The sequence below is a fragment of the Streptacidiphilus pinicola genome, assembly GCF_003258295.1.
GTDB classification, from domain to species: domain Bacteria; phylum Actinomycetota; class Actinomycetes; order Streptomycetales; family Streptomycetaceae; genus Streptacidiphilus; species Streptacidiphilus pinicola.
This window is the reverse complement of the sequence record NZ_QKYN01000078.1, coordinates 1-14639: the sequence shown is the minus strand read 5'-3', so window position 1 is coordinate 14639 and position 14639 is coordinate 1. Positions and strand designations below refer to the sequence as shown.

At 72.7% G+C, this 14639-nt stretch carries 18 protein-coding genes; 11 read left to right on the top strand and 7 right to left on the bottom strand.

Annotated features, from left to right (window positions below; translation table 11 throughout):
• Positions 1-207: 207 nt before the first annotated feature.
• A complete protein-coding gene (locus tag DN069_RS20610; protein WP_243639500.1) occupies positions 208-642 on the bottom strand; it encodes an HAD domain-containing protein in 435 nt (144 codons plus the stop codon).
• A gap of 498 nt (positions 643-1140) precedes the next feature.
• Here DN069_RS20610 and DN069_RS20605 point away from each other — a divergent pair, with 498 nt between their 5' ends.
• Positions 1141-1653: a Clp protease N-terminal domain-containing protein gene (locus DN069_RS20605; protein ID WP_133259990.1), complete on the top strand. Its 513-nt coding sequence runs from the start codon at positions 1141-1143 to the stop codon at positions 1651-1653.
• 83 nt (positions 1654-1736) lie between these two features.
• Here the strand turns inward: DN069_RS20605 and DN069_RS20600 are convergent, their stop codons facing one another.
• Positions 1737-1943, bottom strand: a complete 207-nt coding sequence (locus DN069_RS20600; RefSeq protein WP_111502911.1) for an antitoxin — start codon at positions 1941-1943, stop codon at positions 1737-1739.
• Between the two features lie 105 nt (positions 1944-2048).
• On the opposite strand from DN069_RS20600, the gene DN069_RS20595 reads away from it, so the two are divergent.
• Entirely contained in the window at positions 2049-2255 is a 207-nt protein-coding gene (locus DN069_RS20595) for a hypothetical protein (RefSeq protein WP_133259989.1), read from the top strand.
• Between the two features lie 36 nt (positions 2256-2291).
• Here the strand turns inward: DN069_RS20595 and DN069_RS20590 are convergent, their stop codons facing one another.
• Positions 2292-3863 carry an alkaline phosphatase family protein gene (locus tag DN069_RS20590; RefSeq protein WP_111502907.1) on the bottom strand — a complete coding sequence of 524 codons (1572 nt, stop codon included), beginning with the start codon at positions 3861-3863 and terminating at the stop codon, positions 2292-2294.
• Positions 3864-4038: 175 nt separating this feature from the next.
• On the opposite strand from DN069_RS20590, the gene DN069_RS20585 reads away from it, so the two are divergent.
• Entirely contained in the window at positions 4039-4596 is a 558-nt protein-coding gene (locus DN069_RS20585; protein WP_111502905.1) for an EF-hand domain-containing protein, read from the top strand.
• Positions 4597-4651: 55 nt separating this feature from the next.
• On the opposite strand, the gene DN069_RS20580 is transcribed toward DN069_RS20585, so the two are convergent.
• Positions 4652-5875: a saccharopine dehydrogenase family protein gene (locus DN069_RS20580; RefSeq protein WP_111502903.1), complete on the bottom strand. Its 1224-nt coding sequence runs from the start codon at positions 5873-5875 to the stop codon at positions 4652-4654.
• Positions 5876-6029: 154 nt separating this feature from the next.
• Between DN069_RS20580 and DN069_RS20575 the strand changes: the two genes are divergently transcribed.
• On the top strand, positions 6030-6734 hold the full coding sequence (locus DN069_RS20575; RefSeq protein WP_111502901.1) for a TetR/AcrR family transcriptional regulator: 705 nt from the start codon (positions 6030-6032) through the stop codon (positions 6732-6734).
• A gap of 4 nt (positions 6735-6738) precedes the next feature.
• Here the strand turns inward: DN069_RS20575 and DN069_RS20570 are convergent, their stop codons facing one another.
• Complete coding sequence (locus DN069_RS20570) at positions 6739-7050, bottom strand: hypothetical protein (RefSeq protein WP_111502899.1); 312 nt, start codon at positions 7048-7050, stop codon at positions 6739-6741.
• A gap of 89 nt (positions 7051-7139) precedes the next feature.
• On the opposite strand from DN069_RS20570, the gene DN069_RS20565 reads away from it, so the two are divergent.
• Entirely contained in the window at positions 7140-7370 is a 231-nt protein-coding gene (locus DN069_RS20565) for a hypothetical protein (protein ID WP_111502897.1), read from the top strand.
• A 30-nt stretch (positions 7371-7400) separates the two neighbouring features.
• On the opposite strand, the gene DN069_RS20560 is transcribed toward DN069_RS20565, so the two are convergent.
• Both DN069_RS20560 and DN069_RS20555 read right to left on the bottom strand, forming a co-directional pair.
• The gene (locus DN069_RS20560) at positions 7401-8846 is read right to left on the bottom strand and encodes a sugar porter family MFS transporter (RefSeq protein ID WP_111502921.1); all 1446 of its coding nucleotides are present in this window, start codon (positions 8844-8846) and stop codon (positions 7401-7403) included.
• 129 nt (positions 8847-8975) lie between these two features.
• Positions 8976-9617 (bottom strand): FMN-binding negative transcriptional regulator, encoded by a 642-nt coding sequence (locus DN069_RS20555; RefSeq protein ID WP_111502895.1) that lies wholly within the window; start codon positions 9615-9617, stop codon positions 8976-8978.
• A 49-nt stretch (positions 9618-9666) separates the two neighbouring features.
• Here DN069_RS20555 and DN069_RS20550 point away from each other — a divergent pair, with 49 nt between their 5' ends.
• From DN069_RS20550 to DN069_RS20525, 6 genes are all read left to right on the top strand, one after another.
• Positions 9667-11016: an aminotransferase class I/II-fold pyridoxal phosphate-dependent enzyme gene (locus DN069_RS20550; protein WP_111502893.1), complete on the top strand. Its 1350-nt coding sequence runs from the start codon at positions 9667-9669 to the stop codon at positions 11014-11016.
• 95 nt (positions 11017-11111) lie between these two features.
• Positions 11112-12086 carry a 1,2-phenylacetyl-CoA epoxidase subunit PaaA gene (gene paaA, locus DN069_RS20545; RefSeq protein ID WP_111502891.1) on the top strand — a complete coding sequence of 325 codons (975 nt, stop codon included), beginning with the start codon at positions 11112-11114 and terminating at the stop codon, positions 12084-12086.
• Positions 12083-12388, top strand: a complete 306-nt coding sequence (gene paaB, locus DN069_RS20540) for a 1,2-phenylacetyl-CoA epoxidase subunit PaaB (RefSeq protein ID WP_111502889.1) — start codon at positions 12083-12085, stop codon at positions 12386-12388. The genes paaA and paaB overlap by 4 nt, the downstream gene beginning before the upstream one ends.
• Before the next feature lie 14 nt (positions 12389-12402).
• Positions 12403-13242 carry a 1,2-phenylacetyl-CoA epoxidase subunit PaaC gene (gene paaC, locus DN069_RS20535; protein WP_111502887.1) on the top strand — a complete coding sequence of 280 codons (840 nt, stop codon included), beginning with the start codon at positions 12403-12405 and terminating at the stop codon, positions 13240-13242.
• On the top strand, positions 13236-13766 hold the full coding sequence (paaD, locus tag DN069_RS20530) for a 1,2-phenylacetyl-CoA epoxidase subunit PaaD (protein ID WP_424556307.1): 531 nt from the start codon (positions 13236-13238) through the stop codon (positions 13764-13766). The genes paaC and paaD overlap by 7 nt, the downstream gene beginning before the upstream one ends.
• The coding region (locus DN069_RS20525) for an FAD-binding oxidoreductase (RefSeq protein WP_165845567.1) at positions 13766-14639 on the top strand (874 nt) is incomplete at its 3' end. The genes paaD and DN069_RS20525, both read left to right, overlap by 1 nt.

Sequence of the window (14639 nt, the reverse complement as noted above, 5' to 3'; positions counted from 1 at the left end):
GGGGTGGGTGGCGGGGGGGCGAGTGCGGGGGGGCGGGAGGGGGAGTGGGCGCCGGCGGGGGGACGGGGGGGGGGCGGGCGGTGCGCCGGGGTGGACGACCGGATCCCGCCGCGCCTGCTGCGCCGCTACGCGGACCGCAGCGATGTGCTGTTGCTGCCGGTCGAGCCGGGACAGGGCCTGCGGCGCCGCCACGTGGACCGGCTGCTGTCACGGCCACCACGGGCCGCGCGGCTCAGCTCTGGTCCTCCGGCGCCGCAGGCCCTGTCCCGGCTCGACCGGCAGCAACAGCACATCGCTGCGGTCCGCGTAGCGGCGCAGCAGGCGCGGCGGGATCAGGTCGTCCACCCAGGCGAACGGCCGTCCCGCCGCGTGTCGCGCGATCGGTGCGAAATCCCCGTCCGGCGCACCGGAGTTGGCGCCGCCGCAGGCCACCCACGGCAGTGCCGGAATGCCCAGCAGCGGCGCGATGCACTGGTTGGCCCAGGACTCCCAGGTGCTCGCCCATGCCAACTCGTAGACCTCGGACAGCTCCCGCAACCACGCGCCGTGCGCCGAACTGAGCAGCACCTCGCTGCGCAGCAGCCGGTGTCGCGTGTAGCCGCTGCCGGGGCGCGGGCAGACGGGGTTGAGCACGCCGTCCACGTCGAGATAGAGCAGCGGCTTGACGGTCGGGGCGACGGTGGTCAGTTGACGGCTCCTGAGATCCGGGGCGCAGGCGGAACGGGTGAGGCCTGCTGACCTGTTCGACGACCCTGAGGCCCGGGAGGTTGCAGCCTAACGGGGTTGCCCGCGACGGGTGCACGCCTTCGGACACTCCCGCGCGCCCGTGGCACGCGCCCCACACGCCCCGAGCGTCGACGCAGGTCAACCACGCACGGGTCCATGCGGAGGGCGCGACCGCCCCTGGGGAACCGTGGGAAGATCGTATCTGTGGGTTGACGAATGGTCACCCTGCGCAGCATGCTTCCGGGGCGGCCCCTCGTCGGACCACACCCCGCTCGCCGCTCCACCGGTGCTCCGCCCGCGCTGCACCCGCTCTCCAGCCCCACCGTGAACGATCTCTGAAGCGGCCCGTCCCGGCCGTTCGGGGCCCTGTGTCGGCCCGTGCCGTCCTTCCGCTCGACCCGTGGTGGAGACCCGTTGCGTTCAGAACCCCTCCGCGCCGCCGCTCGACCGGCGTTCGCGCACCGGGAGGAACCCGCTCTGGCCGGCGCGCTCGACGTGGTAGCGGCCCGCGCCAGGCGGCGTGCGCTGCGCGCCGGCGACCCGGAGGTCGACACCGGCCACCTGCTGCACGCGCTGCTGGAGACGGACGACTCCGCGCTGGGTGTCGCCGCGCCGCTGCCGATGCAGGCGACCCGCCTGATGGGGTACCTGGTCCAGCGGAGCATCGGCTTCGGCCGGCTGTGGCGGTTCGGCGAGGGTGTCGCCGACCGCGAGCGCGAGCGCTCGGCCGGGCTGGCCTGGAGCGCGAGCGCGAACGGCGCGCTGGCGCGCGCCTCCCGGGCCGGGGGCACGGTGCTGGAGCTGCTGCGGGAGCTGGCGACCGTCGCCGACTCCCGGGCGTCCGAGATCCTGCGCGGTGCCGGCATCGACCCGTCGGCGGTGGTCCAGCGCTGCCGCACGCAGGCCGCGGACCGGCTGAGCGGGTAAGCAGAAGCGCGGGGCTCCGCTCACCGGAGCCCCGCGCTCGCTGTCGTTCTGTTCGATGTCGGTGCCGCTTCCGGCCCGGGCCGTTATGCCGACTGGCCGCCGTCGACCGGCGGCGGGGCCTGATCGTCGGTGCCGAACTGCTTCTTGGCCTGGTTCTGGGCCATGTCGACCTGGCTGGCGTACTTTCCGCCGGTCTTGTCGTCGATCAGGTCTCCGGCCTTGTCCACGGCCTGCGAGGCCTTGTCCTCGTGGCCCTTGAGCATGCCTTTGACCTTGTCGAGAACGCTCATGGTGGAAACACTCCTCCCGGATGTGCGGTCTTCCCACCTTGCGACGGGTCGGCCGACCCCGCCACTCGGGTGGCGGCGTGTCGGGGCCGGTCGCACGCTGGGCTCATGACCGATACAGAGCCTCCGGTGCAGGTCGGACCGTATGCGGACGACCATCAGTACAGGCTGATCTCCTTCTGCGGAGCCCACCACGTGCCGATGTCCCGGCGCCAGTTCGAGGAGCAGATGGCCGAGGACTTCCCGGGCGAGGACCCGTACGACAGCGAGCTGGTCGTCTGGGCCGATCACCCGGGCCGGTGGCCGGGGGAGTGAGCAGGGGAGCGATCAGAGCGACCCAGGGGGAGCGACTCAGTTGAAGACGTCGTTCATGGGCTGCGCGTAGGCGTCGTTCTGTGTCATGGACGTCAGCCCGAGCGCCTGCTCGACGGTGCGGGCGGTGCTGTAGTGGTCGTAGCGGGTGGCGATCTGCGTCCCGGCCTTGACCGTGCCCGTGGAGCCGAGCACGAAGGTCGCGACCTGGTTGGTCTGGCCGGGGCCGAAGCCGCCGGGCAGGTTGTTGCCGTCCTCGTCCCAGGTGATCACCAGCAGTGAGCGCTGGGTGGTCCACGCGGGGGAGTTGAAGAGGGTCGGCAGGGTGTTCCTGAGCCAGGTGTCCCCGGCCGAGATGCCGCAGGACTCCATGTCGTTGCAGTCGTCGGCGGCGAGCCAGGCGAAGTTCGGGGTGGTGGCGGTGGACTGCAGGTCCGTCGAGAGCTGCGTCAGCGGCTGCCAGTGGGACTGGCAGTAGGCCGCGTTGTTCTTCACGTCGGAGAAGTACCCGAACGGTGCGTCGTCCGGGTAGTAGGAACCGTGCGTGCTGGTGTCGCAGTCGCCGTTGGCACCGTCGGTGTACTGCTTCCAGGTCTTGCCGGCCTGGTCCACCCGGTCGGCCAGGCTCGGGGTGCTGTACGTGCAGGTGGCGATGCAGTTGCTGGTGCCGCCGTTGCCGGCGCTCTGCCCGAAGGTGCTGCCGCCCGCGAGCGCGAGGTAGTTGGGGTCGGAGTTGTGCACCACGGCGTGGTAGTTCGTGAGCAGCGCCGCGTTCGAGGTGAGGCCATTCAGGTAGGGCGCCGCGGAGTTGCCGATGATGCCCGCGCCGCCGTCGGCGGTGTTGCTGGCGGCGGAGTAGTTCTCGTTCTCCATGTAGACCACGAAGACGTGGTCGAAGCCGGGCACGGTCGACGCGGGCGCGGCCAGTACGGGGGCCGGGACCGACGGGCTGACGGTCAGCGACAGGCCCTGCGCGTAGCCGTCGGTGGTGCCGCCCGTGGACCAGGTGAACTGCAGGTCGAGGCGGATGGAGCGGGTGCCGACCGGGAGGGCGCCGGACGCGGCGCGCTGCAGGAACTCGGTCCGGCTCTTGCGGTCCGTGGCCGTGACCGGCCCGATCTGCGAGGTGCCGAGGGTGGCGCCGGTCGCCGACCGGAAGGTGGCGACCAGGGTGGCGGTGTCGTTCTGCTTGCCGAAGCCGCCGAGCCAGCCGGAGAGGTTGTACGTCGCGGTGCCCGCGTCGATCGCGGTCGCCGCCGCGGAGACGTCCGCGGTCTGGCTGAGCGAGCCGTTGCCGCGGGTGCCGCCGGTGAAGTAGCCGCTGCCGGGCTGCGCGCCCGGGGTGGAGGCGCCGGGGAAACCGCCGTTGTTGGTGTAGCAGACGACGTTCGGGTCGCCGGAGGTGATGGTCCAGCCAGGGTCGGTGGTCTCGTCGTAGCCGGAACCGGAGCAGCTCGCGTTCTGGCCGCTGCCGTCCAGGATCAGGTTGGGGCTGGCAGCCGCGTGCGCCGCGGGCGCCGTGCCCGCGAGGCCGAGCAGGGCGGCCAGCAGGGCGAGCACGAGCGCGACGGCGCCGCGGCGTCCGGGGCGGGCCGGTGACGTGGTGGGCATGGCGTCCTCTCCGCTGAGGGGGTGCGGGCGCCCGCAGTGTGACGGGTCCGGGCCGACCCCGAGAAGAGGCCGGAGGCGAACGGGCGGCGAACTCCGCACGAGCGTTCCGTTCTCCCGCTACTGTGTCGATGCTCCGTCAAAAAGCGGCGGACACTGCAGAGAAGGGCGCAGACGCGTGAGCCAGGACTTCCTCGACGCCAAGATCGGCTGGGGCTTCGACCATCTCGACGCCGACGGGGACGGGCGCCTCACCGAGGCCGACCACCGGATCATGGGCCGGTCCGTCGCCGCCTCGCTCGGGCACCCGGCCGGGGGCGCGGAGGAGGCGCGGATCGTCGACGCCTACGTCTCCATCTGGCACGACCTGCACGCCCCGCACCTGCCGGAGGGCGTCGACGCGATCACCCGGGACCAGTTCGTCGGCTCGACCGGCTCGCTGGTCGACCAGCCCGACGCCGCCCGGGCCCTGCTCGGCGGGCTCGCCGAGGCGTTCCTCGCCATCGCGGACGCGGACGGCGACGGGCGGGTCGAGCTGGACGAGTTCTTCCTCTTCCAGCGCGGCCACTTCGCCGGCTTCAGCCGCGAGCAGGCGGCTGAGGCCTTCGCGAAGCTGGACCGGGACGGCGACGGCTGCCTGGACGCGGACGAGTTCGTCACCGCGATCGTGGAGTTCTGGACCAGCAGCGACCCGGCCGCGCCGGGCAACTGGTGGGCGGGCCAGCCCCGGTTCTGAGAGTCCCGGTTCTGAGAGGCCCGGATCCGAGGCCCGCCCGCCGGACGGCCCCGGCTCACTGCTCCCGCAGGCCCCACGGGGAGCCGTACTCGGTCAGCAGGTCCAGAAACGGCCGGGGCGGGAAGGCCTCGGGGCCGAGCACGCCCTGGCCGGACCAGACCCCGGAGGCGAGCAGCTCCAGCGCCACGACGGGGTTGATCGCCGTCTGCCAGACCACGGCCTGCGAACCGTACTCGCGCATCGACCACTGGTTGTCGACCACGTGGTAGAGGTACACCTCGCGCGCCGCGCCGTCCTTGACGCCCTTGACCCAGGTGCCGGCGCACGTCTTGCCGTGCATGAGCCCGCCCAGCGTCGCCGGGTCCGGCAGGGCGGCGGCGACCACGTCGCGCGGCGAGACCGCGACCGGGCCGTCGGCCGAGCGGACGGTCAGCGGCTCGGTGCGGTCCAGGCCGAGCGCGTGCAGCGTCTTCAGCTTGGCGATGAAGTCCTCGCCGAGGCCGTACTTGAAGGTGACCCGCTTGGCGTCCACCCAGCGCGGGACCAGCAGCACCTCCTCGTGCTCGACGTTGACGCACTCCACCGGGCCGATGCCGTCCGGGAAGTCGAAGACCTCCGGCTCGCTGAACGGCGCGGTGGTGAACCAGCCGCGGTCGGCCTCGTAGACGACCGGCGGGTTGAGGCACTCTTCGATGGTGGTCCAGATGTTGAACGAGGGCGCGAACTCGTAGCCGTCGACGGTCAGGTTGGCGCCGTCGCGGATGCCGACCTCCTCGATCTCGTCGAAGAGCTCGTCGGCGGCGTAGCGGGCGAAGACGTCGGAAAGGCCCGGCTCCACGCCGATGCCGACCAGGGCGAGCCGGCCCGCCTTCTCCCACGCCTCCGCCTGCTCGAACTGCTCGTCGCCCAGCTTGACGCCGGTGAGCGCGTGCGGCTGCTCCGGGTGCGGGCGGGACAGGGACATCGCCATGTCCAGGTAGTGCGCGTCGGCGGCGAGGGCCGACTCGAACAGCGGCATGACGAAGCGCGGGTCGGTCGCGTTGAGCAGCACGTCGCAGCGCTCGGCGCGCAGCAGTGCGGTGACGGCGTCCCGGTCGCTCGCGTCGACGCGGGCCGCGCTGAAGCGCGCGGCCTGCTCGGCGCCCAGGGCGGCGACCGCCGCCTCGGCGCGGGCGAGGTCGTAGTCGGCGACGACCATGTGGCTGAGGAAGGGGCGGCGGGCGGCGATCCGCGTGATCGCGGTGCCGACGCCTCCGGCGCCGACGAGCAGCACACGCATGGAGGGTCTCCTCGGTGGTTCGGGTGTGGTGGAGGTGTGGTTCGGGTGCGGTGGAGCAGGGCGGTTGAGCGGCCGCTGACCAGATGAAACGCCGCCGCCGTGGCGAAGGTCAACCACGTTGGCGTAAGCCCGCGGGGTTGGCTAGGCTGGCGGCATGGCGAAGACGGCGGTACCCGAGGAGCAACGGCGGCGACGGCGTCCGACCAAGCACGGCACGGTGCTGACCCACGAGCTGATCGTGGAGACCGCGCTGCGGATGCTGCGGGAGCACGGCGTACAGGGCCTCACCGCGCGCCGCCTCGGCCTGGCGCTGGGCGCGGATGCGAGCACCCTCTACCGGTATTTCGCCGGTCTGGACGAGCTGACCCGCGCCATCGCGGACGCGCTGATGCAGCGCGCCATGACGGGCTGGACGCCGGGCGGCGAGTGGCGCGCCGACCTGCGCGATCTCGGCCTGCGCATCCACGCCGCCTACCTCGCCCACCCGCAGGCGGCCGTCCTCGCGGCCAGCCGCGTCAGCGGCCGCGCGCACGAGATCGCCGCCGACGAGGCGATCCTCGGCGTGCTGCGCGGCGCCGGCTTCGCGGACCCGGCGGCCGTCCGGATCTACCACGTCTTCATCGACCAGAGCCTCGCCTTCGCCGCCCTGGACGCCGCGTCCCTCGCCCTCCCGGACGAGGCGCGCGAGGCGGACGAGGCGGTCTGGCAGGCGACCTACGCCCGACTCCCGTCCGGCACCCACCCCCACATCGCCGCTACCTCCGGCCTGCTGGCGCAGCGCATGAACGAGAGCGCCTACCCGGCCGCGCTGGACCTGCTGTTGAGCGCGGCGGCGGCCGAACTGACGACCCGTCCCTGACCCGCTACGGCCGAGCCTCGCCCAGCGCCTCCGCCAGTTCGCGCTGTGCCGCCTCGAGTTGGCGCTGGGCGGAGGCGAGGCGGCCGGGGTCCGGCTCGTTGAGGTGCCAGCCGATCTCGTGGAGCGCCTCGATGACGCCGCTGAGGGCGCGCAGGGCGGGGCCGTTGGCGGCCATGGTCTCGCGGTTGGTGTTGAGCACCAGCCAGTTCGATCCCGCGACGAGGTTGGTGAGGTAGATCCGCCGCCGCAGCGGCTCCTCGTCCTCGGGGGTTGCATGGTGTTCGATTTCCTCGCTGCGGTGTGCGTCGTCCGTCATGACAGCACACCCTAGGACGATCACGCTCCGGACCGGTGATCTTCTGCGTTCACCCTTTGCGCACAGGCGATTTGACGCACACTTGGGACATGGCGCAGACGACTCCGGACCCGGGCAAACCGTACGGCGGCCTGTGGACGCCTCCTGAGAAGTACCTGGCCCCCGGATGCAAGGGCGCGGAGCCGGGTGAGTCGCACAGCTGCACCGTCGGCGTCCGGGTGATCGGCGGCAAGCTGCACGGCTGCGAACACGAATGCCACGACGTGGAGGTGGCCCGACTCAAGGACATCTCCCGCCGTCTCGGGGAGCCCATCACCTGAGCCGGGCCACGGCGGGCGGGGGCGGGGCGGTCAGCCCATCTCCTCCAGGGACTTGCCCTTGGTCTCGCGGATGCAGAAGTAGACGAACGGGATCGACAGCAGCGCGAAGCAGGCGTAGATCACGTACGTCGCCGACAGGTTCCAGTCCGACATGGTCGGGAAGCTCACCGTGATCAGCCAGTTGGCGATCCACTGGGCCGAGGCCGCCACGGAGAGCGCCAGCGCGCGGATCTTGTTGGGGAACATCTCGCCCAGCAGGACCCAGACCACCACGCCCCAGGAGAAGGCGAAGCAGAGCACGTAGAGGTGGGCGGCGACCAGGGCCACGGTCGCCTGCGTGTCCGCCAGGTGCGCCGAGGTGCCCGTGCCGACGCGGTAGGAGAAGGCCCAGGCGGCCATGCCGAGCGTCACCGCCATGCCCGCCGAACCCACCAGCGCGAGCGGCCTGCGGCCGACGCGGTCGACCAGGACCACCGCGATCACCGTGCCGACGATGTTCACCAGCGAGGTGGACACCGAGATCAGCAGCGAGTTGCTCGCGTTGATGCCGACCGACTGCCACAGCAGCGACGAGTAGTAGAAGATCACGTTGATGCCGACGAACTGCTGGAACACCGAGGCGCCGATGCCGATCCAGACGATGGTCTGCAGCCCGACCCGGCCGCCCATCAGGTCCTTGAGCCTCGGTTTGTGCTCGGTCGCCATGACGTGCTGGATCTCGCCGATCCGCGCGTCCACGTCGGTGCCGGGCGCCTCGACGTCGGCCAGGACCTTCCTGGCGCGCGGCAGGTCGCCGGAGGCGATCAGGTAGCGCGGGGATTCGGGGATGGCGAGCGAGAGCAGCCCGTAGATCAGGGCCGGGATGGTCTCGGCGCCGAGCATCCACTGCCAGGCCTGGATGCCGGCCAGGTGGTCGTTGGGGTTGCCGCCGGCGGCCTGGTTCAGCGCGTAGTTGATCAGCTGGGAGATGAAGATGCCCAGCACGATCGCGGCCTGCTGGAACGAGGCGAGCCGCCCGCGGATGGCGGGTGGGGCGACCTCGGCGATGTAGGCGGGCGCGACGACGGAGGCGATCCCGATCGCGATACCGCCGATCACGCGCCAGACGCCGAGCATCACGATGTTGGGCGGGAACATGGTGCCGAGCCCGCTGGCGAAGAAGAGGATGGCGGCCAACTGCATCACCTTGATGCGGCCGAAGTGGTCGGCGAGCCAGCCGGCGCTCACCGCGCCGGCGGCCGAGCCGAGCAGCGCGGCCGAGACCACGAGTGAGGTCTCGCCGTTGCCCACGTGGAAGTGGTGCTGGATGCCGGTCACCGCGCCGTTGATGACGGCGCTGTCGTAGCCGAACAGGAACCCACCCATCGCGGCCGCGGCCGCGATGAAGACGACGTGCCCGAGGTTGCCCTCCGCCGCGGCGGTCGAAGATGATCGCGTGTTGGACAGTGGGGGGCTCCCTGGGTGCGCGGCGCTGATGGTCCGTCCGGCGAGCCTAGGAAGTTGCGTCCCGGGCGCGCCGCAGGCGCAGCCTTCCCGGTACGACAATCACCCGCCCGGCCCAGCCGCCTCCCTCGTGCGGCCGGACCGGACGGGCCGAACGGGGGATCAGTCGCGCCCGGTGCGGTCCAGGCGGGCCGCGACGGTCCGATCCTGGGGGAGGGCGCGGTCGAGCAGGCCGCTGCGGACACGGGCGGCCAGGGCGTCGTCCTTGTGGGCGTCGTACTTGGCCTTGGCGCGCACCTCGTCGATGGCGAGGCGCAGGAAGCGGATCGACGAGAGCATCCGCCCGAACGGTGCCTCGCCGGGCACGATCGGGCCCGGGGCCGAGTCCGGTTGGAAGCGCGCGTACTGGCGGGTCATCAGCGCGGCCTTCTCGGCGGGGTCGTCGACGACGGTGCCGGTGCCGATGAGGTGCACGGACGTGTAGTAGCTCGTCGGAACGCCGTGGTCGGGGTCCGCGTCCGGGGCGGCGCGCCAGGTGCCGGGGATGAAGGCGTAGTCGTCGGTGACGGCGAGGGTCAGCCGGGGGTTGGCCGCGACGGCGTCCCAGAACGGGTTCGGCCGGGCCAGGTGCAGGACGACTTCGTCGCCGCCGTCGTACGAGCTGTGCTCATAGAAGAAGTGGGTCGGCAGGAGCGTCGGTGCCGCGCCGTCCGGGCCGTTGGCGGCGAGGGTGCCGAAGTCGCGGGCGGCGAGCCAGGGCCGCCAGGTCGCTTCGTCGGCCTGGTCCCACGGATGGATCAGCATGGTCCGTCCTCGATTGCGGTGGCGTTTGAACTAGTGCATAATTTGCTTTGTGCTAGGAGATTATCGGATCACGGCACGGCGTGCCAATGACATCGCGGGCGAGATCGAGGCGCTGGTGACCGCGGGCACCCTCGCGCCCGGTGCGGCGCTGCCGCCGCTGCGGGACCTCGCCGTCGAGCTCGGCGTCAATCCGAACACCGTCGCCGCCGCCTACCGCCTGCTGCGCGAGCGCGGCGTCATCGAGACCGCCGGCCGGCGCGGCAGCCGGGTGCTGCCGCGCCCCGCGCTGACCCCGCGTGACTACACGCCGCTGGAGATCCCCGAGGGCGTCCGCGACCTGGCCGACGGCAACCCCGACGCCCGGCTGCTGCCCGATCCCGCGCCGGCGCTCGCCGCGGCGGGCCGGGGCGGCGCCCCCTCGGCCGGACGCTACGGCGGTCCCGAGCTCGACCCGAGCCTGCTCGACGCCGCCCGGCACTCCTTCGCGGCCGACGGCGTCCCCGTCGACGCGATCGGCGTCGCCTCGGGCGCGCTGGACGCGCAGGAGCGGATCTTCCAGGCGTGGCTGCGCTCCGGCGACGCCGTCGCCGTGGAGGACCCGGGCTGGGGCAGCCTCTTCGACCTGCTGCCGGCTCTCGGGCTGAAGCTCCAGCCGATGCCGGTCGACGACGAGGGCCCCACGGTGGAGGGGCTGCGCGCCGTGCTCGACACGGGCGTCCGCGCCGTCGTCGTGACCGCCCGCGCCCAGAACCCGACCGGCGCCGCGCTCGGTCCCGACCGGGCGGCACAGCTGCGCGCGCTGCTCGCCCAGCACCCGGACGTCCTGCTGGTCGAGGACGACCACGGCCACGGCATCGTCGAGCAGACGTACCGCACGCTCTGCGTGGAGGGGGGCGGCGGGGCACCGACCGTGCGCCGCTGGGCCGTGGTGCGGTCCGTGGCGAAGTCGCTCGGGCCCGATCTGCGGGTCGCCGTCTTCGCGGGGGACCGGGAGACCGTCGACCGTGTACGCGGGCGGCAGCGGCTCGGGGCGGGCTGGGTCAGTCACCTGCTGCAGCGCACCGCGGCCGCGCTCTGGCACGCCTACGACCCGGCGCCGACGGTCGCCTCCTACCGCGCCCGGCGCGACGCCCTGCTCGAGGGGCTGGCCCGGCACGGCGTCGCGGCGCACGGCCGCAGTGGCCTCTACGTCTGGATCCCGGTCGCCGACGAGACCTCGGCCGTCGCCGGGCTGCTCCAGCGCGGCTGGGCGGTCTCGCCGGGGGCCCGCTACCGCCTGCACAGTGCCCCGGGGCTGCGGCTCACCGTCTCGACGCTGGATCCCGAGGACTGCCCGCGCCTGGCCGAGGACGTCGCCGCGGTGCTCCAGCGCCGTTCGGGCACGGTGCGCGGGGTCTGAATCAAGGGGTCGAGGGGTCTGAGCAGCCCGCTCTTGTGTGCCCGACCGACCGTTCGGTAGCCTGGAGTCACCAAAGACCCGGAGGGGTGGCTGCCATGACCGTTACCGACGGCGCGGGCGGGCCGGACGGCGCGACCGCGCTCGCCGCGCACTTCGACGCGACGATCGCGCACGACCAGCGCATCGAGCCGCGCGACTGGATGCCCGACGGCTACCGCGCCACGCTGGTGCGCCAGATCGCCCAGCACGCGCACTCGGAGATCATCGGCATGCAGCCGGAGGGGGAGTGGATCACCAAGGCTCCCTCGCTGCGGCGCAAGGCGATCCTCTTCGCCAAGGTGCAGGACGAGGCCGGGCACGGGCTCTACCTCTACTCCGCCGCCGAAACCCTCGGCATCGACCGCAGCGAGCTGACCGAGCGCCTGCTCGCCGGCCGCCAGAAGTACTCCTCGATCTTCAACTACCCCACCCTGAGCTTCGCCGACGTCGGCGTCATCGGCTGGTTCGTCGACGGCGCGGCCATCTGCAACCAGGTGCCGCTCTGCCGCTCCAGCTACGGGCCCTACGCGCGCTCGATGGTGCGGATCTGCAAGGAGGAGTCCTTCCACCAGCGCCAGGGCTACGAGCTGCTGCTGACCATGATGCGCGGCACGGAGCAGCAGCGGGCGCAGGTGCAGGACGCGGTGGACCGCTGGTGGTGGCCGTCCCTGATGATGTTCGGCCCGCCGGACGACGACTCGCCCAACAGCGCGCAGTCCATGGCCTGGAAGATCAAGCGCCACAGCAACGACGAACTGCGGCAGCGGTTCGTCGACATGACGGTCCCTCAGGCCGAGCGCCTGGGCGTCACCCTGCCCGACCCGGAGCTGCGCTGGAACGAGGAGCGCGGTCACCACGACTTCGGCACACCGGACTTCTCCGAGCTGATGCGCGTCATCAAGGGCGACGGTCCGTGCAACGCGCAGCGGATGGAGCGGCGCACCAAGGCGCACCAGGACGGCGCCTGGGTCCGCGAGGCCGCCGCGGCACACGCGGCCAAGAACCGTGGAGAGGAAGGATCGGCGGCATGAGCACCGAAGCACCCCGCGGCAGCGCGGGTTGGCCCCTGTACGAGGTGTTCGTGCGCGGCAAGCGCGGCCTCAACCACGTGCACGTCGGCTCGCTGCACGCCGCCGACGAGCGGATGGCGCTGACCAGCGCCCGCGACCTCTACACCCGTCGCAACGAAGGCGTCAGCATCTGGGTGGTCCGCTCCGACGCGATCACCGCCTCGACGCCGGACGAGAAGGACCCGTTCTTCTCCCCGAGCGGCGACAAGGTCTACCGCCACCCGACGTTCTACGCCATCCCCGACGACGTCCCGCACATCTAGGAGCCGGTCTTTCCATGAGCAGCGACGACGACCACGTCTACCTCTCGCTCGCCGAGGGGCATGCGGACGACGCGCGGTGGGCCTTCGGCACCGGTTTCGAGGACCCGCTGCACGGCGTCGACACGACCCTGCCCGAGGGCGTCGACGCCGCCGAGCTCACCGCGCTCTGCCTCGCGCTCGCCGACGACGCGCTCGTCGCGGCCCAGCGGCTGGCCCAGTGGATCACGCTGGCACCGGAGTTGGAGGAGGAGGTGGCGCTCGCCAACATCGGCCTCGACCTGCTCGGCCAGGCGCGCCTGCTCTACGCCCGCGCCGGTCAGGCGGAGGGCGCCGGCCGCGACGAGGACGCGCTCGCGTACTTCCGCGACCCGGCGGAGTTCCGCAACGTCATCCTCGCCGAGCTCCCCAACGGCGACTTCGCGCACAGCATGGTCAAGCTGCTGCTCCTGTCCAGCTGGAGGCTGGCCCAGCTGACCCGGCTCGCCGAGCACCCGGACCCGGTGCTCGCGGCCGTCGCCCGCAAGGGCGTCAGCGAGCTGACCTACCACCGCGACCACGCCGCGCAGTGGACCGTCCGGCTGGGCGACGGCACCGAGGAGTCCGCCCGCCGGATGGACGCGGCGCTCGCCGAACTGTGGCCGTACCGCTCGGAGTTGTACGCGGCGGCGGCCGAGACCCAGGACGAGGTCGAGGCGGTGCTCGCCCAGGTGCTGGACACCGCCCGGTTGGCGGCCCCGGCCGCGACACCCGTCTCGATGGGCCGCGGCCGCGAGGGCCAGCACACCGAGCACCTCGCCGAGCTGCTCGCGGAGCTGCAGAGCGTCGCCCGCGCGGACCCGGAGGCGACGTGGTGAGCACCGTGACCGCCCTCGGCACCCGGCTGACCGCGGCGCACGCCGCGGCAGCGGCCGTGCGCGACCCCGAGCTGCCCATGCTGACCCTCGCCGACCTCGGTGTGCTGCGCGACGTGCGGCTGGACGCGGACGGCGGCGTGACCGCCGTGCTCACCCCCACCTACACCGGCTGCCCCGCGCTCGCCGAGATGCGCGCCGACCTCGTGGCCGCGCTGCACGACGCCGGCTTCGCCGAGGCCCGCGTCGAGACCCAGCTGAGCCCCGCGTGGTCGACCGACGACATCACCGCCGCGGGCCGCCGCAAGCTCGCCGAGGCCGGCATCGCCCCGCCCGGCGCCGCGCCCAGGCGCGCGCCCGGGCCCGTCCCGCTGACGTTGGGCGCGACCCGCGTCGCCGACGTCCACTGCCCGCGCTGCGGCTCCGCGGACACCGAGGAGACCAGCCGTTTCGGCGCCACCGCCTGCAAGGCGTTGCGCCGCTGTCGCGCCTGCCGCGAACCCTTCGAGCAGGTCAAGGAGATCTAGTGCTGCGCACCAGCTTCCATCCGCTGACGGTGGCCGCGGTCGAGCCGCTGTGCGACGACGCCGCGGCGATCACCTTCGCGGTCCCGGACGAGCTCGCGGAGCGCTACGCCTTCCGCGCGGGCCAGTCCCTGACGCTGCGCCGGGTCGTCGACGGCCGCGACGAGCGCCGTTCGTACTCGCTGTGCGCGCCGGAGGGCGGCCCGCTGCGGATCGGCGTCCGCGAGGTGCCGGACGGCCTCTTCTCCTCGTGGCTGGTGCGCGACCTCAAGCCGGGCGACGTCGTGGAGACGCTCCCGCCGCTGGGCTCCTTCGTCCCCGACCTGTCCGCGCCGGCCCACCACGCCCTGATCGGCGCGGGCTCCGGCATCACGCCCCTGCTCTCCATCGCGGCGACCGCGCTGGCCGACCCCAAGGCGCGGGTCACCCTGCTGTACGGCAACCGCCGCAGCGACTCCGTCATGTTCGTCGACGAGCTGGCGGACCTGAAGGACCAGTACCCCGACCGCTTCCACCTCGTGCACGTCCTCTCGCGCGAGCCGCGCGAGAGTGAGCTGCTGAGCTGCCGCTTGGACGCGGAGCATCTGCGGGCGGTGCTCGGCGGGCTGGTCGACGTGCCGTCGGTGGACCACTGGTGGCTCTGCGGCCCGCTCGGCATGACCGAGGACGCGCGCTCCGTGCTGGGCGCCTTCGGCGTGGCGGGGGAGCGGATCCACCGCGAGCTGTTCTACGCCGAGGACGAGGAACCGCCGGCCCCGCTGACGCACACCGACGCGACGGTGGACGGCCCCTCCGCGCAGGTCGAGCTGACGCTCGACGGCCGCGTCACCACCCTCACCATGCCCCTCCAGGGCGCCACCATCCTCGACGCCGCCC